Origin of the sequence: Jeotgalibacillus malaysiensis (genome assembly GCF_044789845.1) — a bacterium.
GTDB classification, from domain to species: domain Bacteria; phylum Bacillota; class Bacilli; order Bacillales; family Jeotgalibacillaceae; genus Jeotgalibacillus; species Jeotgalibacillus malaysiensis_A.
This window is the reverse complement of record NZ_CP085252.1, coordinates 2787823-2813697: the sequence shown is the minus strand read 5'-3', so window position 1 is coordinate 2813697 and position 25875 is coordinate 2787823. Positions and strand designations below refer to the sequence as shown.

At 42.0% G+C, this 25875-nt stretch carries 20 protein-coding genes; all 20 read left to right on the top strand.

What is annotated here, in order from left to right; all coding sequences use genetic code 11:
* Nucleotides 1-116: 116 nt before the first annotated feature.
* The 20 genes from LG330_RS14785 (at nt 117) to LG330_RS14690 (ending at nt 25864) form a co-directional block, all read left to right on the top strand.
* On the top strand, nt 117-935 hold the full coding sequence (locus LG330_RS14785; protein WP_404405118.1) for a PIN domain-containing protein: 819 nt from the start codon (nt 117-119) through the stop codon (nt 933-935).
* Nucleotides 936-1052: 117 nt separating this feature from the next.
* The gene (locus tag LG330_RS14780) at nt 1053-1826 is read left to right on the top strand and encodes an REP-associated tyrosine transposase (protein ID WP_404405116.1); all 774 of its coding nucleotides are present in this window, start codon (nt 1053-1055) and stop codon (nt 1824-1826) included.
* Between the two features lie 221 nt (nt 1827-2047).
* Nucleotides 2048-2689, top strand: coding sequence for a class II aldolase/adducin family protein (locus tag LG330_RS14775; RefSeq protein ID WP_404405114.1), 642 nt, complete (start codon nt 2048-2050; stop codon nt 2687-2689).
* A 4-nt stretch (nt 2690-2693) separates the two neighbouring features.
* Nucleotides 2694-4133 carry an FGGY-family carbohydrate kinase gene (locus tag LG330_RS14770; RefSeq protein WP_404405112.1) on the top strand — a complete coding sequence of 480 codons (1440 nt, stop codon included), beginning with the start codon at nt 2694-2696 and terminating at the stop codon, nt 4131-4133.
* Nucleotides 4130-4741 carry a histidine phosphatase family protein gene (locus LG330_RS14765; protein WP_404405110.1) on the top strand — a complete coding sequence of 204 codons (612 nt, stop codon included), beginning with the start codon at nt 4130-4132 and terminating at the stop codon, nt 4739-4741. Before LG330_RS14770 ends, LG330_RS14765 begins: the two co-directional genes overlap by 4 nt.
* A gap of 129 nt (nt 4742-4870) precedes the next feature.
* Complete coding sequence (locus LG330_RS14760) at nt 4871-6151, top strand: IS110 family transposase (RefSeq protein WP_404405108.1); 1281 nt, start codon at nt 4871-4873, stop codon at nt 6149-6151.
* A gap of 378 nt (nt 6152-6529) precedes the next feature.
* The gene (locus tag LG330_RS14755; protein ID WP_404405106.1) at nt 6530-7564 is read left to right on the top strand and encodes an autoinducer 2 ABC transporter substrate-binding protein; all 1035 of its coding nucleotides are present in this window, start codon (nt 6530-6532) and stop codon (nt 7562-7564) included.
* Nucleotides 7554-9332: a sensor histidine kinase gene (locus LG330_RS14750; protein WP_404405104.1), complete on the top strand. Its 1779-nt coding sequence runs from the start codon at nt 7554-7556 to the stop codon at nt 9330-9332. Before LG330_RS14755 ends, LG330_RS14750 begins: the two co-directional genes overlap by 11 nt.
* A 32-nt stretch (nt 9333-9364) precedes the next feature.
* A complete protein-coding gene (locus tag LG330_RS14745; protein WP_404405102.1) occupies nt 9365-10918 on the top strand; it encodes a helix-turn-helix domain-containing protein in 1554 nt (517 codons plus the stop codon).
* Nucleotides 10919-11059: 141 nt separating this feature from the next.
* A complete protein-coding gene (rpe, locus tag LG330_RS14740) occupies nt 11060-11740 on the top strand; it encodes a ribulose-phosphate 3-epimerase (protein ID WP_404405100.1) in 681 nt (226 codons plus the stop codon).
* Nucleotides 11737-12672 carry a ribokinase gene (gene rbsK / locus LG330_RS14735; protein WP_404405098.1) on the top strand — a complete coding sequence of 312 codons (936 nt, stop codon included), beginning with the start codon at nt 11737-11739 and terminating at the stop codon, nt 12670-12672. Before rpe ends, rbsK begins: the two co-directional genes overlap by 4 nt.
* Complete coding sequence (locus LG330_RS14730; protein ID WP_404405096.1) at nt 12673-14208, top strand: sugar ABC transporter ATP-binding protein; 1536 nt, start codon at nt 12673-12675, stop codon at nt 14206-14208.
* The gene (locus LG330_RS14725) at nt 14205-15188 is read left to right on the top strand and encodes an ABC transporter permease (protein WP_404405094.1); all 984 of its coding nucleotides are present in this window, start codon (nt 14205-14207) and stop codon (nt 15186-15188) included. The genes LG330_RS14730 and LG330_RS14725 overlap by 4 nt, the downstream gene beginning before the upstream one ends.
* 13 nt (nt 15189-15201) lie before the next feature.
* Entirely contained in the window at nt 15202-16170 is a 969-nt protein-coding gene (locus LG330_RS14720) for an ABC transporter permease (RefSeq protein WP_404405092.1), read from the top strand.
* Nucleotides 16171-16224: 54 nt separating this feature from the next.
* Entirely contained in the window at nt 16225-17265 is a 1041-nt protein-coding gene (locus tag LG330_RS14715) for an autoinducer 2 ABC transporter substrate-binding protein (protein WP_404405090.1), read from the top strand.
* Between the two features lie 94 nt (nt 17266-17359).
* Entirely contained in the window at nt 17360-19024 is a 1665-nt protein-coding gene (locus tag LG330_RS14710) for a ribulokinase (protein WP_404405088.1), read from the top strand.
* A 29-nt stretch (nt 19025-19053) separates the two neighbouring features.
* Nucleotides 19054-21120: a bifunctional aldolase/short-chain dehydrogenase gene (locus LG330_RS14705; RefSeq protein ID WP_404405086.1), complete on the top strand. Its 2067-nt coding sequence runs from the start codon at nt 19054-19056 to the stop codon at nt 21118-21120.
* A 17-nt stretch (nt 21121-21137) separates the two neighbouring features.
* Nucleotides 21138-22583, top strand: coding sequence for a rhamnulokinase (rhaB, locus tag LG330_RS14700; RefSeq protein ID WP_404405084.1), 1446 nt, complete (start codon nt 21138-21140; stop codon nt 22581-22583).
* Between the two features lie 17 nt (nt 22584-22600).
* Nucleotides 22601-23854 (top strand): L-rhamnose isomerase, encoded by a 1254-nt coding sequence (gene rhaA, locus LG330_RS14695; protein WP_404405082.1) that lies wholly within the window; start codon nt 22601-22603, stop codon nt 23852-23854.
* 258 nt (nt 23855-24112) lie between these two features.
* Nucleotides 24113-25864 (top strand): S-layer homology domain-containing protein, encoded by a 1752-nt coding sequence (locus tag LG330_RS14690; protein WP_404405080.1) that lies wholly within the window; start codon nt 24113-24115, stop codon nt 25862-25864.
* The last annotated feature ends 11 nt before the right edge of the window (nt 25865-25875 follow it).

Sequence of the window (25875 nt, the reverse complement as noted above, 5' to 3'; positions counted from 1 at the left end):
ATAGACTCATTTGTTGTAAAATTAGTCCATATTGTTATTGATGGGGGATGAGTGTATTGAGTTAGGCTTCAACATTGTTTTTGATTAGAATGCTTGAGCAAAAGGAGCGGCTGGAGATGTTTATGCTGCTTTGCGGAACTATCGCATTGTTTACAATGGTACTGATCATTGGGTTTACATTTATGAATCGGAAGTTAAAAACATTCAAGAGATCTTCTGCACTGGCTTATGTATTATCACTATTGTTTCCGGGAAGCGGACTGGCGTTTGCGGGGACCTACGTATGGTCATGGATGTATCTCATTTTACTTGGGGCAGGTGCACCGTATTTGATTGTATATGCATCAATGAATGACAACACAGGTATTGGTGGCATTGCCATTATCGGATTTATTGTCTTATTTTTTGTGCAGGCGAATCAGAGCAGTACGGCAGCTAAAAGGTTTGAAAAGAAAGCCAGAACCAGCTTTTACGAAAAGCGTACACTTGAAACGAATTCGATCTACACGGAAAATATTCAGACGTACATAAATCAGGGATATCACCTTGCCCTCGATACAAACTTTATCATGCATTTTCAACCGATTCTGCTAAATGTGTTACAGGAAACCAAGGCTCATATCTTCCTGCACCCAACAGTTTTCGGAGAACTTGAAGGCCTGAAGAAAAATGAATCACCAGCCGTCAGAAGAAACGCACAAATGGGATTCGACGTCCTCGAATACTACCAGAAAAGCAACCGACTGCAGTGGACGCGTCGCCCTAAAAATCACAACAGCTACAACACACCAGACGAAAGAATCGTCGCAGGCGTCCTGCACGAAATCCAACTCGGCACACCACTCGTCTTCGTATCACACGACAAAGGCGCACGAATCATGGCCCGCAGCCTCAACATACCCGTCATCGATTCAATCAACAAAATTGCAAAGTAAGCGAAGGATGGATGGGGTCAGACCCTTGCCTTCGGAGCGAAGGCGGGGGTCTGACCCCATCCTTCGCTAAACCACCCCACCCTTCGCTAAAACCCACCCCCGAAAGGAGCACACCCCGTGCCAAGAAAACCCCGCGAAGTAAGCAAATCAGGAATCTATCACATTACAATTAAAGGTATTAACAAGCAGTTGATTTTTTATGAGGATGCGGACAGGCGATTTTTTTTGAACCGTTTAAAGAAGCTTAAAGATGAATCAGGCTTTCAAGTGTTTTCCTGGTGCCTGATGGATAATCATATTCATTTGGTGATCAGAACAATAGAACTGAGTATTTCGAAGGTGATGCAGCGGATCAACGGCACTTATTCGATGTATATGAATCAGAAATATGAGGGGAGCGGGACAATTTACGAAGGGCGCTTTTACAGCAGTCCGGTTGAAAATATTTCGTACCTGCATACTGTCATACGCTACACACATCAAAATCCTGTCAGAAGCTCACTTGTTGAAAATCCTTCTGATTACCAATGGAGCAGCTGCAGGTGTTTTTACGGATTAGCGAGTCATTGTCCGGGGCTTACAGATACTGCAGGCGTGCTGAAATATTACTCAGACGACCCAAGCCAGTCCACGCGTCGGTTCATCGAATATACAGAAGTTGCTTATGACCTTCCCGAAAAACCTCCTTCCAAAATCCCCAAATATACAGATGCCCAAGCAGTCGAAATCATCCAATCCATCTGCACAAACACAGACCTTACCCACATCAAAAAACTCCCGCCCGTTAAACGAAACCCAATCATTAAACAACTGAAAAACACCAGGAAATTTTCCAGTACCCAGCTGGCGAGAGTATTGGGAATACCTAAGACGATTATTTGGAAGGTGTGATAGAGATAGAGCGAAGGGCGGGGTCTGACCCTGCCCTTCGTTTTTCCGAAGGCGGGGGTCTGACCCCGGGCTTCACCCCCCACTCTCCCGAAAATCCTCCCCCTACACCCAAACATCGTCACCTATTAGATTGCTTGAATTTCACCTAAAATTATTGTATGCGCTTACATAATAGAATGGAGTGAGGAATTTTGAAGATTCGTGACGAGATAAGGGTTCCGTTGAGTGAGTATAGTCGTAAGGTGGTAGAGAATAAGCTGGCGGTTGGTCCTGGTGGGAATACGAGTATGCGGGATGGGGATGTGATGTGGATTTCGCCTAGTGGATTTGCTCTTGATGATGTGTCAGATGAATCGTGGGTCCCTGTAAACATTGAATCAGGAGAAAATTTGCATGAGATGCTTCAGCCGTCTTCTGAGGTGAGGATGCATTTAGAAATTTATCGTCAGCGTGAGGATGTTGAGGCAATTGTTCATACACACCCACCTGTTACGATTGGGATGATTTCCTCCGGTCTTGAAGAAGTGCCAATGATGTTTCCGGATTATGTGGCGATTGTAGGTGATACTGTGCCATTGATTGATTATGTGATTCCGTGTTCGGATGAATTGGCATTTGCGGTCATTGGTGTGTTAAAAGATCCGTCTTATCAGGCTTTATGTTTACGTAATCACGGACTAATTACTGTTGGGACTAATATGAAGCAGGCTTATTATCGTACTGAAATTATTGAAGATGGTGCGCGGGTTTATTGGATCAGCTCTGCTTTTGGTCAGCCAAGAGTGCTAACTTATGATGAAAAGCAGGCGATTTTAAATTTGGAGGCAGAAAAATATCGTCAAAAGCTGCTTGATAGGAGTTAATGAGATGAATAATCATGCTCTTTTTATAGGGGTTGATATTGGCACTCAAGGTATCAGGTGTGTAGCGGTCGATGAAACAGGTAATGTTATTGCTGTTGAAAAACATGCTTTTACCCTGGATCTGGATGAGGGGCCTAAGAAGGAACAGCATCCTGACCTTTGGATACTTAATACTTTTAGCCTTTTGAAGCGGCTTACTGATGAGTTAAAGTTTAAAGGAAAATTAAATAATCTTGTGGCATTATCTGTTTCCTCTACATCTGGCACAGTGATTCCTTTAGATGGATCAGGAATTCCGTTACATCCTGCAATTATGTATCATGACCGAAGAGCTGAGTCGGCAGCAGTCATGTGTAATGAAGCTTCCAAAAGGTCTGGACATTCTACTAAATTCAACGCCTCTTATGGTTTGCCAAAAATTAAATGGTTTCATGATCAGTTTCCTGATAAAGCAGGACGGATAAAATATTGGGCTCATGCTGCTGATTATGTAATTGGGTGTCTTACAGGAAGATGGGGCGTCACCGATTATACAAATGCATTAAAAACCGGTTATGACCTGGAATCGGTTCAATGGCCGGTGTATATCAGTGAGTTAGATATAGACTTTTCATTATTACCAGATGTAACGTTTCCCGGGGATATCATTGGCCGAGTTTCTAGAAGTGTTGCTGAAAAAACCGGTCTGCCTGAACAGTTAAAGGTAACAGCCGGGCTTACGGATGGGTGCGCTTCTCAATTTGCTGCTGGTGCGATTTCTCCGGGGATGTGGAATACAACGATTGGCACTACTATGGTAATCAAAGGTGTTACTAACAAACCGCCTGCTGATCCTGAAGGACGGGTGTACAGCCACAAGCATCCTGATGGTTTTTGGATGCCGGGAGGGGCCAGTAACACGGGTGCGATCTGGATTAGACAGTATATCGAAGACATGAATGATTTGAACCAGTCAGCAGAAGCATTATTCCCGACAGGAACCTATTCTTATCCACTTAACGGCAAAGGAGAAAGATTTCCTTTTCAACATGCTGAAGCAACAGGGTTTGATCATCCAGATCTATCTAGAGAAGCTCTTTACACGTCGAGACTTGAAGGTGTGGGTTATTTAGAAAGAATGTCATTTGAATTGATTGCTGATCTGAGTGGGGAACAGATCAATGAGGTATATACAGCCGGCGGTGGTAGTAATAGTTTTGCCTGGCTCAAGATCAGGAGCAATATACTGAATAAACCAGTTATTAAAATGAAATATACTGACGGAGCAGTTGGAGTAGCTATTATCGCCGCTTCCCGTACACGATTTAATTCGCTACAGGAGGCTGGTAAATATATGCTTCTAAAAGAAACGATCATTGAGCCTGACATAGCAACAGGTAGGAAATTTGAAGAATATTATCAGAATTTTGTTGAAATTATGGGTGAGAGAGGGTACAAGCTATGACACTTGTCTATCTATTAAGGCATGGGGAAACTGTATGGAATGCTGAAGGTAACAAATATTGCGGACTGACTGATATTGAACTATCCGATACAGGATTGAAACAGACTGAAGCTGCCAGGGAGATATTATCAGTTGTTTCATTTGATAAAGTATATGCTTCTCCGCTTCAAAGAGCAGTTAAAACGGCAGAGGTTATTTCAGGAAATGTGAAGAACATAGTCACAGATGAGCGGCTTTCTGAGATTAATTTTGGAGGGTGGGAAGGACTTACTCGATCTGAAATTGAACATACAGATAAGTTAAGATGGGATGAGTGGCTAGTTGACCCTGACACAGTACATGCAGGAGAATCCGGGGAGAAGGGGTTTGATGTTGTGAAAAGAGGTCTTCATTTTTTTGAAGATCTTAAAAAGCATCATGAAGATCATGTCATACTGGTTGTAGCACATAATACGTTCAACCGTTTGCTGGCAACTGAATGGCTGGGCCTCCCCCGCTCCTCATACCGATCAATTAAGATGCATAATGCAGGTATTTCGATCCTGGAAATTAATGAAAAGACTGAAGTCATTCAATGGAATAGCATGATGCACCTGAGTCAACTGTAACTTTAAAAAGGAGCATTCCTGTTAGGAGAGTTTTCGGGGTCTTGAACAAAAAAGAGCCCTCTTGGTAGGATATGGGGTGTCAATGCACTAAGAATTGACCCCTAATTTGTTACCAAGGAGGACTCCACCATGGATTTTATACAAAATCACAAAATTAATCAAGTCACCGAAAATACACTCGTTATTGGAATGGACATCGCAAAACGCACGCACTATGCCTGCTTTGTTGATGATCGTGGTCGAATGTTGAAGAAGCCATTCGCCATCTCCCAGTCACGTGAGGGCTTTGAAGGGTTTTATCACAACGTTCTAGAAGCGATGAGAGAGTTTGATAAAACGGAGGTGCTGGCTGGTATTGAACCTACAGGTCATTATTGGCTGAATCTCGCTTACTTTCTCGCTGACAGAGGGATTAACCTCGCGATGACAAATCCGATGCACGTCAAGCGCTCTAAAGAGCTTGATGACAATCTGCCAACCAAACACGATCGCAAGGATGCATTGGTGATTGCGAGGCTATTGAAAGATGGACGTTTCAGTTATCCGCGGATTCTGAGGGATGCCGAGGCAGAGCTTCGCACTGGTGCCACACTAAAAGGACGTCTGACTGAAGAACTTGGGTCAGTCAAGAACATGATGATTCGCTGGCTTGATCGTTATTTCCCTGAATTCAGAACGGTTTTCCCGTCGTTCGGGAAGATGGCGCTCGCAGCGCTTGAACAGACCCCTTTGCCACAAGATGTTCAGGGCAAAGGTCTCGAGGAACTACTAACCCTTTACCGAAAGGTAGACGGATTATCTTCTCCTCAAAAGCCAAAAGGAGCTCGTTTGATAGAGGTAGCTAATGACTCAATTGGGATGACGGAAGGCTTAGCGATGGCCCGTATGGAAATTGCCACGCTGGTTCGCCGTTTCCGGCAGCTTCAGATTGAAATAGAAGCTGTCACTGCCTCTCTGACAGAGCTGGCACAGTCCTCAGTTGAGTATGAGTGGCTTGCGAGTGTAGATGGTTTAGGTGATGCCACGATCGCTGAATTAATGGCTGAGATCGGCAGCTTTTCTCACTACCAGGACCCACGCCAACTAATAAAACTTGCGGGGTTAACACTGAAAGAGAATTCTTCCGGTCAGCATAAAGGTCAAAAACGGATTTCAAAACGTGGAAGAAGCAAGCTTCGTGCCCTTTTATTCCGCGTCATGATGCCCATGATTAGGCACAATCAAGCATTTAAAACGTTACATGACTACTACACAACACGACCTGAGAATCCATTGCGTAAAAAGCAATCAATCGTTGTACCTTGCGGGAAACTCTTAAGAGTTTTACATGGGATTGCGACAAAACAAAGAGTGTTCGATGAGGCGATTATGATGAAGGATATCCCAGTCTTGAAGGTTTCTGTAGAGTAATGAACCATTCTGACTCAGCCTAACAAAGGATGACACGGAGAAGCTGGCATCATTCATTCCATTCGACTATGAGTCCCTAAAGGAGCATAGCCGGCCTCCGCCTTATGATTAGACCGAACGAAGGAATGTTGGCACACAGATGCCCGGAGACATGGGAGGGTACGTCATCATAAGTATTGCGGAGATCCATTGTGCATCGCATATTTACCCCCACTACTACCATTTCATAACAGTAGTAGCCGCGAAGCGTATCTCATGTCTGTAAAATCAAAACAGCATTTTAAATTACTGTTAATCATCGTGTCAAAAAAATTTTTTTGACACCCCATAAACGGCTCAAACCGTTTGTATAACAACATTTTAAGAGGGAGGCAAGTTATGCAGCGTCAATGGTTTGTGATCTTACTTGTAGCAATGATCCTATGTTTGGTGACTGCATGCAGCCGTCCTTCTTATCAGGTGATTTATCAGGAGGAAACGACAGTGCAGTCAGTTAATCAGCCTCAGAATAATGATTATACGATTGCAGTGATTCCTAAGCTTGAAGGCATCCCATATTTTGATGCAGCGGAAAAAGGTGCGATTGAAGCGGCTGAAGCACTTGGTGTGAATTTGATTTACGAAGGACCCTCAGTTGCAAGTGCAGAAAAGCAGATTGAGATATTCAGAGAAATGATTGAGATGGATGTCGATGCAATCGCGATTGCAGCAAACGACCCCGGCCGTCTTGGTCAGGTGATGCTTGAGGCGATAAATAATGGGATTCAGGTAATTACATGGGACTCAGATACTGATCCGCAATATAGAAGTTTTTTTGTTAATATGGTAGACCCTGAGTGGATGGGGCGTCATATTATGGATCTTTTAGCTGAACAGATGGAAGAAAAAGGTGACTATGCGATTATCAGTGGTTCTCAGGATGCTGCCAACCTGAATGAGTGGATCAAGTGGTTCACGATTCATCAGGAGGAGTTCTACCCGAATATGAGTCTGCGGACATTTAAATATGCCAATGAAGATTTTCAGACTGCCTATCAGAAAACAGTTGATATTTTACAGGATTATCGCGACGTGGAAGGCATCATTGGCATCTCAACCGTTAATCCACCGGCCATTAGTGAAGCGTTACTTGATTATGGTAAAGAAGGGGAAATTGCTGTAGTTGGTACGTCGACTCCAAATTTGATGCGTGAATACCTAAAAAAGGATATCGCACATACAATGACTTTGTGGAGTCCTCAAAAGCTTGGTTACTTAACAGTTGTACTTGCTGAACAATTAATCCGGGGCGAAATGCCATCTGATGGTCAAAGCATTCCGGATATCGGCAGAATTGAATTTAAAGATCGGATTGTTATTATGGGACAGCCGATTGATTTTACAAAGGAAAACGTGGATCAATATGATTTTTAAAAAGCTGATTGAGGCTTTCAGAAGTCTCTCTCTCGTTAAAAAGCTCATTATTACTTATACGATTTTAACGATATTACCTATGGCTGGCCTTGGATTACTTGCTTATTATCAATATAGCCAGTCTATTCAGCTTGAAGTGGGAAAGTATGTTCCGCAGGTTGTTAGTCAGGTGAACGATAATATTGAGAGTGAAATACAGACGCTTACTGATCTTCCTGAGTTAATCTACAATTCAGGTGATGTTATGAGTGTACTTCGCTCATCCAGTCCAACACTTCAGTCAGAGCAGCGGCAGGATCAATATATAGTTGAGAATTATCTCGAGCGGACTTATCTGTCCCAACCGGATATACTCGGAACATTTATCGTTTCAAAAAATCGTGTGTTTTCAAAAACCAACCTCCCTTTTCAGAATTTTGGATTTCAGGATGGAAGCCTACCTTATAGAAGTCAGGCTAACCAGATTGGAGATGCTCAGCTGTTATTATCTGATCAATTACCACTCTCTTTTGAAGGTGACCCTCAATATTTCTTGATCATGAAAAGCATTAAGGATTTTGATAATAGACGGGATTTAGGGGTTATTTATATTGCAGTCAATAGTTTGTTTTTTGAAAAGTACATTGGGCAGTTAATGGAAGAGCAAGGCGCAACCGTAAAAATTGTAAATGAGTCAGGCCAGATTGTCTATCACTCTGATCACAGTCAGATCGGTCAAACAGACCTTGAAATAAATGATTACCCAATTACAAATGGGAGCTTCAGAACCTTTGAAGGAAGCGATTCAAATCTTGTAAGTATAGACCGTTCAGAGTTATTCTCTATGGATCTGATCCATTATTTGCCTGTGAGATCTTTAACAGCATCAGCTGAGGGAATTAAAAACGTGACGATCCTGATTTTTGTTATATTTGCTGTGGCCACGACTATGATTACAATCGCTTCGTCTATTTCATTTACAAAACCGATCAATGAGCTCGGGAAGATTATGGGCAGTGTAAAACGTAAAGACCTAAATGTAGAAGTGCCAGAGTATCAGACAAAAGAGCTTGCTGTATTATCTGCAAGCTTTCAACAGATGCTGGTTGAACTGAGAGAACTGATCAACGAAAAATACGATATAGAACTGAAGCAAAAAACCGCAGAGCTTTATGCACTGCAGTCACAGATTAATCCTCATTTTATGTATAACACCCTTGAAACAATCAGCATGGCTGTTGAAGAAGAAGAGACAGAAGAAGTTGTTACAATGCTTACCCTGCTCGGAAGAATGCTGAGATTTTCACTCAGTAATAAAAGTTCCCTGGTCAAGTTACAGGAGGAACTTCAGCATATTGAAGATTACTTAACACTTCAGCACTTCAGATTTATAGACAGACTAACGTTTAATATTACAAAAAGCTCTCACATTGAAGACTATCTAGTTCCGAAATTTATTTTGCAGCCAATCGTGGAAAACGCGATTAAACATGGACTCGAAAAAAGTAAATCTCTATTAATTGATATAGAAGTAAGAGAAGAAGTGTTGAAAAAGCGGGAAGTAGTTTTTACCATACGGGATAATGGTCCGGGAATGGATGATGAGGTGAAGTTGAAAATTGAAGAAGAACTAAAAGACAATCCGCTTGCCGGAAGAGATTCAGGTTTTGGCATTGTGAATGTAAATGCACGACTTGCTATGATTTTTGGGGAGGGGTATTCTCTCATCTTTAATAGTACAAAAGGAAAAGGAACAGAAATAGAAATCCGTTTTCCGAAAGTGGAGTAATCTGTATGAGCTGAGAAGGGGCTGGATGATTCATGAAGACAATAAAAGCAATTGTAGTCGATGATGAAATAAGAATCAGAAGGGGTATTGAAAGGCTGATTCTGAAGAATACAGATAACTGGGAAATTGTATCAGTATATGATGATGGTCAGGCTGCTTATGATGACATTACAAATAACGGGGTATCATTTGATGTGCTCTTTACTGATGTTCAAATGCCGGTGATGAATGGACTCACACTTGTATCAAAATTGAAAGAAGATCAAAGAGAATTCATGCCGGTAATTATATCAGGATTTGATGAATTTTCTTATGTGCAAAATGCTATTCGATCAGGGGCAGTTGATTATATTTTAAAGCCGATTGACAGGGCTGCATTTAAAGAGCAGCTGACAAAACTTGAAGAGCAAATTATCATACTTCGGTCAGAAGAGAAAAATCGGAAAAGTCTTCAAATGGATTCTCTTCATCAGAAGCGTCTTAATCTTTTAAAAGATCTATTTTATCTTAAAGAATATGATGAGAGTGCTAATATCAATGATGAGTTTGAAGAGGCTGTGTATCAACTGATCAGCATTAGTCCGGATCTGAAGCTTCCTAAAGATCATTTGAACAAACTATTTGAGCGGATTTTAAATGGGGCTAAAGAACAGCTGCCTGAGCATTCATATTGGATATGGCGCTATCAGGATTATTATACCTGGTTACTTGTAAAAAGTGAGGAAAAAAACCATGTAATCAGTTTTCTTAGAAAGCTGCAGCATAGAGTTCGTGAGACTGAAGGATATACAATATCAGCCGCTATCAGTCTGTCTTTCAGTGACTTATCTGTCATCCCTTTTGAGAAAGAAGAGCTTCTAGCTGCTCTTCAGCTGAGAATGTTCAATGAAGGGAATTACATCATTTATCCTGAAGTATGGAAGGAAATGATGGAGAAAGAGGGACAAAGTGTATCAAATCGTATTTATCAATTATCTGATGAGATCGTTCGCGGTTTTAAAATAGATATAACAGAAGTCAGGTCACCACTTGAGCGCTACCTTGAAGAGTTGAAGAAAACCAAATCACCTCAATTGATAAAAGAAGCAGTTCAATATTTGTCTATTCGTCTGATCAATGAAGTTATGGTTGAAGAAGGCGTGTCATCTATTTCAGGAATTGATGCAGTGGTTGGTATGTCTGATGACGTATTCTCTTTTGATGAACTGAAGACTGAGTTGGAAAGGTGGATTACGCAGCTATCCAAAGACCGTAAAGAACGTTTTAAGCAGGAAACGGATCCTATAATACTCGCAAAAGAATGGATTCAGTCAAATCTCGCAGAAAGTATAACAATTAAACAGATTGCCGCTTATATTCATATGAACCCTACTTATTTTTGTGAGTTATTCAAAAGTGAAACAGGTGTTACAGTTCTAGACTATATAACAAAAGAGAGAATGCAGCTGGCAAAAGAATTATTAAAAACAACAGATCTAAAGATATATGAAGTAGCAGAAGAGGCAGGTTACACCGATACAAAGTATTTTAGCAGACTGTTTAAACAGCATATTGGAAAACTTCCTTCTGCCTACAGAAGCTCCTGAAAAACGGCTTATTTATAGCCGTTTTTTTATTTTTTTTATTTTCCGACAACCATCCCCCTACATACGAAAGTTGTCTACTCCAATTTAGAAACCGCTTACATTACAATAAGACCTACAAAGAAGACAACAGGAGGTAAAGCTATGACAGCGATCGGTCCTTCACTTATGTGTGCAGATATGTCCAGGTTAAAAGAAGAGGTCATCTCACTGGATAAGGCAGGGGTAGACTATTTTCACCTGGATATTATGGATGGGCATTTTGTTCCGAACTTTACGCTTGGACCAGATGTGATTCACCAAATACGAAAACTTACTGATAAACCGTTCGATATTCATCTAATGGTTCAAGACCCTGGAAGGTATATTGAATTATTTAAAAGCGCCGGGGCTGACATGATCTCCATTCATGCTGAAGCTGATCCGCACTTACAAAAAACACTTCAACTGATCAGATCGAGCGGTTTAAAAGCAGGTGTCGCTCTTAATCCATCTACACCAATTGATCAGATTGAATATGTGCTTGACGTAGTAGATTACATCACAATTATGACTGTTAATCCGGGATTTGCAGGACAAAAGTTTATTCCAATGATGTATAGAAAGATTAAACAGATTGCAGAACTGGTCCAAAAGGAAGGTTATCAAATTCAAATTCAGGTAGATGGGAACATTGGCTATGACACCATTCCAGGGGTTTTAGAAAATGGGGCAGATATGCTCGTCTGTGGAACAAGTAGTTTATTTAAAAGCAATATCAGCAGGGAAGAAGCAATGCAGCAGCTATCCGTTTTCATTGATGGCTTGAAAGAGGGATCAGCATGACAGAGATTGTAGTCGTAGGAAGTATCAATATGGATATTGTAACGACTTCTGACCGATATCCAAAGCAGGGAGAAACTGCTTTTGGAAATGATCTCATTCTCTCATCAGGTGGGAAAGGTGCTAACCAGGCAGCTGCCTGTGCAAAGCTTGGAAAAAGCGTGAAGCTGATTGGAGCTGTCGGAAAAGACCTGTTTGCTGAACAGCTGCTCGGTTCTCTAAAAGAAACTGGCGTAGATGTGACAACTGTCAAACAGTCAAATCTTTATCCAACAGGCTGTGTCATTGTCACACTTGATTCTGAAGCTGAAAATACAATGCTGGTCATTAAGGGTGCAAACGAAGATCTGCAGCCGGAAGAAGTACAGGAAAAAATGAAAACGCTAACAAACACTAAGGTTTGTCTTGTGCAGATGGAAATCGCTTCTGAGACTGTGATTGAAGCGATGAAATCGGCCCGTAAACAAAATATGTTTGTTCTGCTTGATCCTGCACCGTCAGACGGGGTAGTTGATGAGGTATTTCAATACGCAGACCTCATTACACCAAATGAACAGGAAGCATACGAAATTACAGGAATTAAAGTAACTGATCAAAAATCAGCTGTAGAAGCAGCTAAGTGGTTTCATCAGTATCATCAAATCAAGAACAGTATTATCAAGCTTGGAAGCAGAGGGGCAGTCGTATATGAGGACGGTCACACAACATTCATTCATCCTATCCGTGTGAAAGCGGTAGATACAGTCGGAGCAGGTGACTCTTTTGCCGGTGCACTTGCATGTGCAATCGCAGATGGGGAAACGCTGATAGATGCTGCGAGGTATGCATCGATTGTTGCGGCATTAAAGGTCACAAAAAAAGGTGCACAAACGGGTCTTCCGACAGAAGCAGAAGTTGCACAATTTCAACATTCGTTTATTGGAAAGGGTGATTAGATGACATCTGAAAGACTAAGAATGAACCATATCAGCAAGACATTCCCTGGTGTAAAGGCATTAGATGATGTCAGCCTGACAGTAGAAAAAGGTGAAGTCCACGCTTTAATTGGCGAGAATGGGGCTGGTAAATCAACATTAATTAAAATCCTTGCCGGCATCTATAAGCCTGATCCCGGAGCTGAATTTTATTTTGAGGGAGAAGAAGCAAGTATTGTAAAGCCGATCGATGCTACTCAAAAAGGCATTTCAATTATTTATCAGGATCTTAGTTTGTTTCCGAACCTGACAGTAGCTGAAAACATTTACTTCGGTCAGGACAGTGGTCGAAAGCCATGGACAAAAATCAATTGGCGGAAGATGGATCAGGTAGCAAGTGAGGCGTTAAAAGAGCTTGATTTTGAGGTGGATCTTCATATAGCTGTTGAAAAGCTGAGTATTGCTCAACAACAAATGATCGAGATTGCCCGAGCTCTTGCATTTGATGCCAGACTGATTGTGATGGATGAGCCGACCTCCTCTCTATCAGCAGGAGAGGTAGAAAAACTGTACTCCGTTATAGAAAAGTTAAAATCCAGAGGGATATCGATTATTTTCGTCAGTCATAAATTAAAAGAACTATTCAAGGTGTCAGATCGATTTACAGTACTAAGAGACGGCAAGTTCATTGGTACTTATGACAAGGAAGACCTTAATGAGGATAAACTGATTAACTTGATGGTCGGCAGACAGGTACTTTACGAAAAAAACCAGGATAAAGTCATTGCCGGTAAAACCATTTTTAAAGTTGAGGGTTTGAGCAAACAGGGCAATTTTAAAGATATATCGTTCGAACTTAAAAAGGGTGAAGTATTAGGGATTACTGGACTGGTTGGATCAGGACGGACTGAGCTTGCTCAGGCAATCTTCGGCGTACATAGGCCGGATGAAGGTCAGATGGAACTGAATGGTAAAAAATTGACTGTGAAATCTCCGGAACATGCAGTAAATCATGGTATTGCTTACATTCCTGAAAGCAGAAAAACGCAGGGACTTGTATTAAACCAGTCGATTATTAACAATATATCTCTTTCATCCTTAAAAAATATGTTATCGAAAATGAAATTAATTAATAGAAAAGCAGAAAGAAAACTGGCTGATCAATATGTGAAATCACTTGATGTGAGGCCGGCGTTACCGGAAAGAGCAGCAGGTGACCTGTCAGGAGGCAACCAGCAAAAGGTTGTCATCGGCAAGTGGCTCGCAACAGACCCTGAACTTTTAATCATTGATGAGCCTACAAATGGTATTGATATCGGGGCGAAATCAGAGATTCATAAACTGCTGAGAAATTTGGCACAAGAAGGAATGGGTGTCATCGTCATTTCTTCAGAGCTTCCTGAAGTATTGGCAGTTAGTGACCGGATTTTGATTATGCGTCACGGCAGAGTCGCGGGAGAAATGAATATTGAAGAAGCAACTCAGGAGAACATCCTTAATTACGCGCTGTTTGGTGAAAAAAATACTGAACCGGAAAGAAAGGAGGTCCATGCATGAGTGGAGTTTTAAAATCAAAAGAAATCAGTATTGTGGTGATTATCCTTTTACTCAGTGTGATGATCACGATCATGAATCCGGTATTTCTTTCATCAGATAACCTTCTCGATATTGTCAAAGGGAATGCGGTACTTGGTATTTTGGCAGTTGGAATGACGCTGATCATTATAACAGGCGGAATTGATGTATCGGTAGCAGCGATAACAGGTGCAGTATGCGTACTGCTTGGGCACTTAATGGTGATATTACCGGATAGTATTTTATCTGTATTGGTCCTTTTTCTAGTAGGTCCAATCATCGGAATTGCGCTCGGAAGCCTGAATGGGGTCCTGGTAGCCAAAATTAAGATTCCTGCAATTGTTGTTACATTGGGAATGCTTAGCATTATTAATGGGCTTGTCCTTTACTTTACAAACGGTCAGTACATGAACAGCACAAGCTTTCCACAGGTATTTATGACATTTTCTTCTTTCGAAATAGCAGGTGTATCAGTGGTTACCATGCTCTTTATCGCAGTGGCTTTCATTACATGGTATATCCTCAAATACACGTTGATTGGTCGGGAAGTATTGGCAATTGGAGGGAATCAGGAATCAGCTGTCAGAGTTGGAATTAACTATGGGAAAGTACAAATCTTCGTTTTTGCCTATATGGGCTTCCTGGCAGGAATTGCAGCGATTGCACAGACTGCTTATACAAGAGCGGTCGATCCAAACGGTATGCTTGGTCTCGAACTGATGGTTATCGCAGCAGTCGTACTTGGCGGTGCGAACATCATGGGTGGTAGAGGAACGATATTTGGAACAGTACTTGGTGTGCTGTTACTGGGCATTGTACAAAACGGATTAATTCTGGCAAGAATTGATACTTTCTGGCAGAAAGTTTTTACAGGTTTGATCATTTTGGTCGCTGTCTCCTATGACCAGATTCAATATAGACGTTCACAGGCCAAGCTTTCGAAAATCGAAGTAGAGGCTTGAAAGGAGTGAAAAAATGAAAGGGTTCACATTTACGAAAGAGATGATTTTGGGATTGATCGCAGTATTATTGTTCCTTGCTATGAGCTTTTTTGTCCCGGGATTCATCTCATCAAGTAACTTAACAAATATGATGTTTCAGATTCCTGAATTTGGTCTTTTAGCTCTGGCTATGATGGTTGTCATTGTGACAGGTGGTATTGATCTTTCAATTACTTATATTGCAGCGTTGGCGGGTGTCATTATCGCACTGATGTTTACAGCAGGTTATGGTCTTGTTCCGGCCATTCTCGCGGGTCTTGCAGTAGGACTGTTATGCGGGCTTTTAAATGGAACGATTATTTCAAAAATCGGTGTATCACCAATTCTGGTGACATTGGGCACGATGGTTCTGTTTGAAGGCGTGATCCTTAGCATCACAAAAGGCAGTTCAATTTCGGGATTCAGTTCAGGCTATTCATTAATCGGCAACGGTTATTACATGGGCATCATTCCTTTATCAACGCTTATCTTTATCATATTTGCGGTTATCACAGCCATTTTATTGAATAAATCAAAATGGGGAAGATCGGTCTACATGGTAGGCAGCAATCCAATTGCATCACTGTTTTCAGGAATTAATACAAGTAAAGTTTTATTAAATGTTTATTTGTACTCAGCGCTGTTAGCAGTTGTAGCTTCGATCATAATGACATCACGCTATAATACAGCAAAAGTTGACCTGGGCTCGTCTTATCTTCTACAGAGTGTTGCAGCAGCTGTGCTTGGCGGAACAGAAATTCAGGGTGGTTACGGGAAAGTAATGGGAACTGTATTTGCAGTGATCATCTTCCAAATGTTATCAAGCGGCATGAATTTGATGGGATTCCCAAGATCAACTGTGACAATCATGATGGGTGTCATTTTAATTACTGTCTTAGTTATTAATTTCCTTAAGGTTAAATGGGATGAAAAGAAAGAGAAGGATCTAGTTGCAGCACAATAATTTCAATTCGGTACAACCGGATTTAAATAATTTTAACAAAGGGAGTGTCATAAAATGAAAAAGAAAACAGGACTTTTTGCATCAGCATTACTAGCAAGTGCTTTATTCGCAGGGTGTGTGTCTGAAGAAGGCTCAGGTACAAAAACAGAAGGAGCTGAAGCGTCGGGTGGAAGCAGTGATGACAGTATTAAAATCGCAGTTGTACCTAAGTTGATTGGAATTCCTTACTTTAATGCTTCAGAAAAAGGAGCGATTCAGGCAGGGGAAGATCTTGGCGTTGAAGTTATTTACACTGGGCCGACAGAAGCAGATGCTGCTCAGCAGGTAAAGGTAATTGAGGATCTGCTCAGTCAGGACATTGATGTACTAGCAGTCGCACCAAATGATGCTGAATCACTATCACCCGTTCTTCAAAAAGCGCGTGATGAAGGCGTTCAGGTAATTGACTGGGATACGCCGGCAGATCAATCACTTGTAGAACTTTCTGTCCACCAGATTGATGACGAGCAGTATGGACGTCATATTGCACAGACTTTAGTAGAAGAAATGGGTGCTGAAGAAGGTGAGATTGCGATTTTCACAGGAGGACTTTCAGCAGCTAACCTGAATGCTTGGATTGATGCAGCTAAGAGTGAGCTTGAAGAGAACTATCCAGGTATTACACTCGTAACAGATAAAATTGCCACTGACGAAAAACAACAGGTTGCTTATCAGAAAACCCTGGATATTTTAAAATCGTATCCTGATCTGAAAGGGATTATGGCATTCTCAACACCTGCTCCACTTGGTGTAGCACAGGCGATTCAGGAAAAAGGGCTTCAGGATGAAGTAGCGGTTGTCGGAACAGCACTACCAACGGATTCAGCACCATTTCTTGATGATGGATCACTGGATATGGCAATTCTTTGGGAGCCGGATAAGCTGGGCTATCTGACTGTGTCGCTTGCGAAAGATCTTGCAGAAGGTAAAAAACCTGAGAATGGACAGAACGTTGAAGGCGTTGGAGAAATCGAGCTATGGGAAGATGGGAAAACGGTTATCATGGGACCTCCATCTGATTTCACAAGTGAAAATGCAGGAGACTTTGATTTTTAATTAATACGTATCATCAGGCTGACTGGAGAAAAAGATCTATCTCCAGGACAGCCTGTTTTATTACATAACATTGATAAAGAAAGGGTGTTTCATGATGGCCGGTTATGCACTGGGCATTGATTTTGGCACTGCATCAGGCAGAGCAGTACTGGTTGATATTCAAAATGGTCGGGTGATAAGCACCAGTACAGTTACATACAAACACGGTGTACTCGATGAAGTCATGCCGGACGGAACTAAACTTCCGAAAAACTGGGCACTCCAGTACCCGGGAGATTATCTGGAAGTATTAAAACAGGCTGTCCCGGATGCGATCAGTAAGGGACAGGTTTCCGTTGAAGATGTGATCGCAATTGGTATTGATTTTACTTCCTGCACAGTGATCGCAGTTGATCAGAACAATGAACCGCTCTGTGAGAACCCGATGTGGAAATCTAACCCGCACAGCTGGGTGAAACTATGGAAGCATCATGGTGCTTTTAAAGAAGCTGCTCAATTGACTGAGGTAGCGATCAGGGAAAATGCAGACTTTATAAGTCGTTACGGTCAGTCAATTTCTTCAGAATGGATGCTGCCAAAGGTGTATCAGGTGTTAAATGAAGCACCTGACTTATACGAATCTACAGACGTTTTTATGGAAGCCGGGGACTGGATTGTCAGGAAATTAACCGGGAACCTGATCAGAAGTGCGAATACAACGGGCTATAAATCATTTTGGAGTAAAGACATGGGATATCCTGATGATGAATTTCTAGAGAAAGCAGACTCCCGACTGAGAGGTATTTTTGATAATAAGTTAAGAGGTGAAATCAGAAAGCCAGGAGATAAAGCGGGTTATCTGACAGCTGAGATGGCTGCAGCAATGGGATTAAAAGAAGGTATTCCGGTAGCAGTGAATATGATAGATGCTCATGCGGGTGTCTCTGCTGTTGGGGCAGTTCAGGAAGGTGACTTTGTCATGACAATTGGTACATCGACCTGTCATATGCTTGTGGCAGCAGATATGCGTCAAGTGCCGGGCATTTGTGGAGTTGTTGATGAAGGAATCATTCCGGGAACCGTTAACTATGAAACTGGTCAGGCAGCTGTTGGTGATGCTTTTGAATGGTTAATCACAAACCTTTGTCCTGAATATATAAAGGTGGATGCTGAAAATAGAAATATTAGTATCCATCAGCTGCTTGAAGAAAAAGCTGTTTTACTTAAACCTGGTCAAAGTGGGCTTGTGGCGCTGGATTGGTGGAATGGTAACCGCTCAATGATTGGAAATATGGACCTCACAGGATGCATTACAGGGCTTCAGCTGCAGACAAAAGTTGAAGAAATATATAGAGCGCTCATCGAATCCACAGCTTTTGGTGTGAAAAAAATAACTGAAACATACAAAGAGTACGGTCTGCCGGTTCAAAGAATCTTTGCATGTGGAGGAATCACCCAGAAAAATCAAATGATGATGCAAATCTACGCTGATATTCTGGATATGAAAATCATTGTGCCAAAAGGAGATCAGCTTGTAGCCTCAGGAGCTGCAATATACGGGGCTGCGGCGGCAGGCAAAGAACATGGGGGATGGGATTCAATAGATGAAGCAGTCTCTCATATGGCAGCTGGAGATATTGATATATATGAGCCAAATCCTGCAAATGTGAGTATTTACAAGCAAATCTATCAGCACTATCAAAAGCTGCATGATCTGCTTGGAGTGGAGTTTGCATCTATTATGACCAGCATGAAAGATTTATCAAGGAATGTAAAATGAGAGATTGGATGATAAAAGGAGAGATCAATATGGTGAGAAATTTATGGAACAGTCAGGAAGCACCTGGACAAAAAGGTTTGGAGGAATTAGTGTACCGCTCAAATCTGATCGGCTCAGACCGCTCTGTATGTAATTGGGGTGGCGGTAATACTTCAATGAAGACGACAGAAAAGGACTTTATGGGGCGTGATCTTGAAGTGATGTGGGTTAAAGGGAGCGGCTCAGATCTTGCCACTATGAAAAAAGAAAACTTTACTGGTCTTAACCTCAAAGACATTTTGCCATTGAAGGAGCGGGATGAGATGTCCGACGAAGAAATGGTGGAATACCTAACGCACTGTATGATCGATTCAAAACACCCAAGGATGTCGATTGAAACCTTATTGCATGCATTTTTACCATATAAACATGTAGATCATACTCACCCGGACGCAATCATCAGTGTATGTTGTGCAGACAACGGACGTGAAGTAGCAGAGGATATTTTCGGAGAACGTTTTGTATGGGTTCCTTACGTACGTCCCGGCTTTACGCTTTCAAAAATGATTGCAGAAGCAGTAGAACAAAATCCTAATGTCGAGCTTGTATTAATGGAAAAGCACGGTCTTGTTACATGGGGAGATACGTCCGAGGAATCTTATTACAAAACAATTGAAGTGATTAATGAAGCTGAAAGCTATATCCAAAAAAGATCTGAAGGCAGTTCTCCTTTTGGCGGTCAGAAAACAAAAACATTAGAAGATGAAGAAAAAAAGAACGTTCTCTCTGCTGTGATGCCAATTATCAGAGGTGCCGTCACTGATGATAAAAGAATGCTGTTAACATATGATGATTCTGAACATGTAATGGAGTTTGTTAACAGTCACCATGCAGCTGAATTATCACAGATTGGTGCTGCCTGTCCGGATCATCTGGTGCATACGAAAATGAAACCTCTGTTTGTAGATTTTGATCCATCAAATGAACAGGTTACAGATCTGTCTCAGAAGCTTAGACATGCGATTGAAGATTATAAAAAAGATTACCAAACATACTTTGAAACATACAAAAAAGATGGAGATGTAATGGTTGAAGCGTCTCCGAGAGTCATTTTGATTCCAGGCATCGGTATGGTTAACACGGGTAAAAATATCAAAATGGCGAAAGTCAGTGAAGCACTGTATCATCGTGCAATTGCTGTTATGAAAGGATCTGAAGCGCTTGGGAACTTTGTTTCGTTAACAGCTGAAGAATCGTATCATGTTGAATACTGGCCGCTTGAGTTATATAAGCTATCATTATCTCCACCGGAAGCTGAGTTCTCAAGAAAAGTTGTTTTCATTACTGGAGGAGCGGGAGGTATTGGAAGTCAAACGGCAAAACAATTTGCTGCTGAAGGTGCACACGTTGTTTTGGCAGATCTTAACCTTGAAGGGGCGGAAAAAGTAGCCAGTGAAATCAATCACACACATAACGAAAAGCGTGCATTAGCAGTTAAGATGGATGTCACAGACGAAGAGCAGGTAACTGCTGCATTTCGAGAAGCTGCACTGGCTTTTGGAGGTGTTGACTCCGTGGTAAATAATGCCGGTCTTGCTACTTCTAGTCCATTTGATAAGACAACACTAAAAGAGTGGAATTTGAATATGAATGTCCTCGGAACGGGATATTTTCTTGTTGCCAGAGAAGCATTTAAACAAATGAAGGAACAGGGGATTGGTGGGAATATGGTTTTTGTCGGTTCTAAAAACTCTGTATATGCAGGTAAAAATGCATCTGCCTACAGTTCTGTAAAAGCCCTTGAAACTCACTTGGCACGATGTATTGCTGCCGAGGGAGGGGAATATGGTATTCGTGTTAATTCAGTATTGCCGGATGCCGTGCTTCAGGGTTCAGCGATTTGGGGATCTAATTGGAGAACTGAAAGAGCAGCTGCATACGGAATTGAACCGGATGAACTTGAAGAGCATTATCGTAAAAGAACTACTTTACTCGTAAATATTTATCCATCAGATATCGCAGATGCGATCACTTACTTTGCCTCATCAAAATCTGAAAAAACAACGGGCTGTATGCTCACTGTGGATGGTGGAGTACCTGCAGGATTCACTCGCTGATTTGTGGAGGTGACAAAATGACTCATGTCGCAATTGATATTGGTGCTTCAAGTGGGAGGCTTATTCTGAGTCACATAAAAGAAGGCTTACTTGAAATGGAAGAAGTACACCGCTTTGCAAACGGCTTTTCGCAAAAAGAAGGTCTCGAATGCTGGGATGTTGATCATCTGCTGACAGAGATCTTAAAAGGACTTGAAACAATTAAATTACAAGGATTTCAGAAAATCACTGCCGGTATTGATACGTGGGCAGTAGATTATGCACTTCTAGATCAGAATGGACAGAGGCTCAGAGAAGTGGCCTCATACAGAGATAAGCGTACAGCGAATACTTTGGATAAAATATCAGCACAGTACTCATTGAAAACGATTTATCAAAAAACAGGTATTCAATTTATGAAAATCAACACTTTACTACAACTTTTTGAAGAAAGTAAAACACTACTGGATCAGACTGCTTCTGTTATGCTTGTCCCGGATTATCTTGGTTACAGGCTGACTGGAAGAGCAGTAACCGAGGTGACCAATGCTTCCACCATGCAAATGTTAAATGTGAATCATGGTGGCGTTGATGAGGATCTTTTAAACTTAACAGGCGCACGCCAGGAGCAATTTGCTGATTTGGTGCAGCCAGGTACTGAACTCGGCGAGCTTAAAAAGGAATACTTTCCTGATTATGATCTTCCTGACTGTAAATTTTATAATGTTGGTTCTCACGATACAGCATCTGCTATTGCCGGAACGCCTGGAGAAGGGGATGACTGGTGTTATATCAGCAGTGGTACATGGTCATTACTTGGCGTAGAAGTAAAACAGCCGATTATCACAGAAGAAGCTTATCTGCAAAATTACACAAATGAATGGGGCGTGTTTGGCACGTACCGATTTCTAAAAAATATTATGGGCATGTGGGTGATGCAGGAAGTTAGACGGCATCTGCCTGAAGATTATAACTTTCATCAGTTTGTCGCTGCAGCAGAATCGGTAGAACCGTACCAGCAATTTGTCAATATTAATGACGATCGATTCTTAAATCCTGACAACATGATCAGTGAATTGCAGGAATACTGCAGAGAAACCGGTCAAGCGATCCCGGTCAGCACGGGTGAAATTGCTAGGTGTGTATTTAATAGCCTTGCAGCCTCCTATGCAATTGGAATAAGAAACCTTGAAAGAATGACGGATAAAAAGCTGAATCGTTTGCATATTGTCGGTGGCGGATCTCATAACGACCTCCTTAATCAAATGACTGCAGACCTGAGCAGACTGACAGTATATGCAGGACCTTCTGAAGCAACGGCGCTTGGCAATTTAGTCGTTCAATTAATTGCTTCCGGCAAAATTGCTGATCTTAATGAAGGCCGTAATATGATAAAACGCTCCTATCCAGCAAAGACTTTCTATCCTAAAGAAATGAACGAAGAACTATATATTGATCAATTTATATCAATTTCTAAAAACTAAACTAAAGGACTGATTGCATGTCTGTATCCAAACAGTACGAAGCTGCAAGAGAACTATATAGTAAATGGGGTATTAACACTGATGAAGCACTTGAAGTGTTAAAACAAATTCCGATTTCAATCCATTGCTGGCAGGGAGATGACGTGACAGGTTTTGAAGTCAATAAGAGCGAACTTTCCGGGGGTATCGATGTGACAGGTAACTATCCCGGAAAAGCCACCACCCCTGAAGAACTTAGACAGGACCTTGAAAAAGCACTGTCACTCATTCCGGGAAAACATCGTGTTAATCTCCATTCTATTTATGCAGAAACTGATGGGGAAGCGATTGACAGGAAGGACTTGAAACCGGAGCACTTCAGTAATTGGGTCAAGTGGGCAAGGTTAAATCAGCTGGGACTGGATTTTAACCCAACTCTATTTTCTCATCCTTTTGCTGAAGATGGTCTGACACTCTCACATCCAGATCCTGAGATTAGAAAGTATTGGATTGAGCTGTGTCAATCATCCAGAAAAATCAGTGAATATTTCGGAAGGGAGCTTGGGACCCCAAGCCTTATGAATGTATGGATTCCTGATGGATATAAAGATATCCCAAGTGATAGATTGACTCCAAGGAAAAGATTAAAAGATTCACTTGATGAAATTTTTGAGGAAGAAATAGATAGCCAGTATCATCTTGATGCAGTAGAGAGTAAAGTATTCGGAATAGGGTCAGAATCCTATGTTGTTGGCTCTCATGAATTTTATCTGAACTATGCACTGCAAAACCGAAAGATTTGTCTGTTAGATACAGGACACTATCACCCAACAGAAACAGTTTCCAATAAAATATCATCAATGCTGCTATTTTCTGATCAAATGGCTCTTCATGTATCACGTCCGGTTCGCTGGGACAGTGACCATGTCGTTATACTTGATGATGAATTAAAAGAAATCGCACTTGAAATCGTCCGTAACGATGCAATCGAAAAAGTGCGAATCGGTCTGGACTTTTTCGATGCAAGTATTAACCGGGTAGCAGCATGGACAATCGGTACAAGAAACATGATCAAAGCATTACTCTATGCACTCCTATCTCCAAATGATTATCTGAGAGAGCTTCAGGAAAAAGGAAATTTCACAGAACGGCTTGCCCTCATGGAAGAAATGAAAACTTATCCATTTGGAGCGGTATGGGATTACTACTGTGAACAAATGGGTGTGCCGGTGAGGGAAGAATGGCTTAAAGAAGTCAGAGAATATGAGAAAGTTCATTTAGTTTCAAGATAGAGCGAAGGCCGGGGTCAGACCCCGCCCTTCGCTTTCTACTTTCAAATATAGGAAAATTGTAATATACTTAAACAACAGTTATTTGTTTGCATATGCGATCAAATAGCTTTTTCTTTTGGAGAGGTTTTGTACATAAGCGAAGGCGGGGGTCAGACCCCGGCCTTCAGTCACGGGCTCCACCGAAGGCGAGGGTCTGACCCCCGCCTTCGCTAGACCCCGCCTTCACAACCACATACTACTATACTAGGAGGTTATTACATGAAGAAGTTTGCTGTGTCTTTTCTGGCTGCTGGTTTGTTTTTGAGTACGCCGTTTGCTGCGGATGCTGCTTTCCAGGATGTCAAAATGTATGAGGATGAGATTGATTTTTTGACTGGTGAAGGAATTATTAAGGGATATGATGATGGGACTTTTCGTCCTGGGAAGTCGCTGAACCGCTTGCAGGCTGTTCAGATGATTTTGCGTGAGAAGGGGATTACGGATATTGACGCTGACAATATTCAGGATCCGGGTTTTACCGATCTTGAGCCTGGGGATTATGGCTACAAAGAGGCAGCAAAAGCTGTTGAACTCGGTTTCATCGGCGGGAAAACGGCTCAGGATGGCTCACGTTATTTTGATCCGTTTGGTACGCTGACGCGTGCACAGATGGCAAAAATTTTAGCTGAGGGCTATGATCTTGCGCTTGAGGATACATACCGCTTCAGTGATGTGGCGGCTGGACACTGGGCAAATGAACATATCAGTAAAATCGCTGGTGCCGGTGTGACGACGGGCTATCAGGACGGCAGCTTTAAGCCTGAAAATAAGCTTCAACGTCAGCATTTTGCATTGTTTATGGCGAGATTGTTAAATGAATCGTTCCGTGACACTGATGGTTCCGGGCAGACTGGTGATCTTGGTGAAATGGAAGTAACATTCCTGAACGTTGGCCAGGGAGATGCGATTTTAATTGAGCATACGAATGGTGAAATTACGCTTGTAGATGCAGGCAGATATGGCTCTGTGACAGATGAAGCTCTGCAAGCGGAAGGTGTCACTCATATTGATACATTAATCATCATGCACCCCGACGCTGACCACATTGGCGGCGCGGCTGATGTGATTCGCAATTATGATGTAAAAGAGGTTTTCGACAGCGGCCAGGTTCATACAACGCAGGCTTTTGAAAATTACCTTGACGCAATTGAAGAAACAGGCGTTTTTTACAGTGACGTAATTGTAGGGGACGAGCTTTCAGATGATGAGCGCACGGACCTCAGAACAATCGCGGTTGATGCGGAGGCGTCGGATATGAATGACGGCTCAATTGTTTTAAGGCTGAGCCACGGGGAAATGGACTTCATGCTGACGGGCGATGCAGGCATTGAAGTGGAAGAAATGTTAATCTCAAGCGGAACAGAGCTGGAATCTGAAGTACTAAAGGTTTCTCATCATGGCTCAAACACAGGCACATCCGTTGACTTCCTTGCTGCAGTCGATCCACTATATGCAGTGCTATCATTTGGCAACAATCCTTATGGACATCCGCATGAGGAAGTCGTGAACAGACTGGCGCTTTACCCGACTGACATTTACGCAACTGAAGATGGCACAATCATTTTCACAAGTGACGGCGATCAGCTGACTGTTGAAAAGGGAGAATCGTTTAATGCACCGGAACCGACTCCGGAGCCCACGCCTGAGCCGGGAGACGATGGGCAGCTGTCTGACCAGCTTAAAATTACCGGCAAGAACCTTGACACAGAAGTGGTTACGGTTAAAAATGAAGGAACAACAGACGTCAGTATGAAAAACTGGACCCTAGTCAGCGTGGAAGGGAACCAGACCTTTACATTCCCTGACACATTTATTCTAAAAGCTGGTCAGAGCGTACAAATTGTTTCAGGAAATAATGCTTCAGCGGGTGCAGGTCGTTTACTATGGACCAGATCTTACATTTGGAACAATAATGGTGACGCGGCACAGCTGATCGATCCTGAAGGCAATATCGTGCACCAGCTGAACTAAGGAGGATTGAC

What these genes read in the sequence shown, in the direction of transcription:
- LG330_RS14785 (WP_404405118.1), top strand. Translation starts at nt 117, where the DNA reads ATGTTTATGCTGCTTTGCGGAACTATCGCATTGTTTACAATGGTACTG.
- LG330_RS14770 (WP_404405112.1), top strand. Translation starts at nt 2,694, where the DNA reads ATGAATAATCATGCTCTTTTTATAGGGGTTGATATTGGCACTCAAGGT.
- LG330_RS14765 (WP_404405110.1), top strand. Translation starts at nt 4,130, where the DNA reads ATGACACTTGTCTATCTATTAAGGCATGGGGAAACTGTATGGAATGCT.
- LG330_RS14760 (WP_404405108.1), top strand. Translation starts at nt 4,871, where the DNA reads ATGGATTTTATACAAAATCACAAAATTAATCAAGTCACCGAAAATACA.
- LG330_RS14755 (WP_404405106.1), top strand. Translation starts at nt 6,530, where the DNA reads ATGCAGCGTCAATGGTTTGTGATCTTACTTGTAGCAATGATCCTATGT.
- LG330_RS14750 (WP_404405104.1), top strand. Translation starts at nt 7,554, where the DNA reads ATGATTTTTAAAAAGCTGATTGAGGCTTTCAGAAGTCTCTCTCTCGTT.
- LG330_RS14745 (WP_404405102.1), top strand. Translation starts at nt 9,365, where the DNA reads ATGAAGACAATAAAAGCAATTGTAGTCGATGATGAAATAAGAATCAGA.
- rpe (WP_404405100.1), top strand. Translation starts at nt 11,060, where the DNA reads ATGACAGCGATCGGTCCTTCACTTATGTGTGCAGATATGTCCAGGTTA.
- rbsK (WP_404405098.1), top strand. Translation starts at nt 11,737, where the DNA reads ATGACAGAGATTGTAGTCGTAGGAAGTATCAATATGGATATTGTAACG.
- LG330_RS14730 (WP_404405096.1), top strand. Translation starts at nt 12,673, where the DNA reads ATGACATCTGAAAGACTAAGAATGAACCATATCAGCAAGACATTCCCT.
- LG330_RS14725 (WP_404405094.1), top strand. Translation starts at nt 14,205, where the DNA reads ATGAGTGGAGTTTTAAAATCAAAAGAAATCAGTATTGTGGTGATTATC.
- LG330_RS14720 (WP_404405092.1), top strand. Translation starts at nt 15,202, where the DNA reads ATGAAAGGGTTCACATTTACGAAAGAGATGATTTTGGGATTGATCGCA.
- LG330_RS14715 (WP_404405090.1), top strand. Translation starts at nt 16,225, where the DNA reads ATGAAAAAGAAAACAGGACTTTTTGCATCAGCATTACTAGCAAGTGCT.
- LG330_RS14710 (WP_404405088.1), top strand. Translation starts at nt 17,360, where the DNA reads ATGGCCGGTTATGCACTGGGCATTGATTTTGGCACTGCATCAGGCAGA.
- LG330_RS14705 (WP_404405086.1), top strand. Translation starts at nt 19,054, where the DNA reads ATGGTGAGAAATTTATGGAACAGTCAGGAAGCACCTGGACAAAAAGGT.
- rhaB (WP_404405084.1), top strand. Translation starts at nt 21,138, where the DNA reads ATGACTCATGTCGCAATTGATATTGGTGCTTCAAGTGGGAGGCTTATT.
- rhaA (WP_404405082.1), top strand. Translation starts at nt 22,601, where the DNA reads ATGTCTGTATCCAAACAGTACGAAGCTGCAAGAGAACTATATAGTAAA.
- LG330_RS14690 (WP_404405080.1), top strand. Translation starts at nt 24,113, where the DNA reads ATGAAGAAGTTTGCTGTGTCTTTTCTGGCTGCTGGTTTGTTTTTGAGT.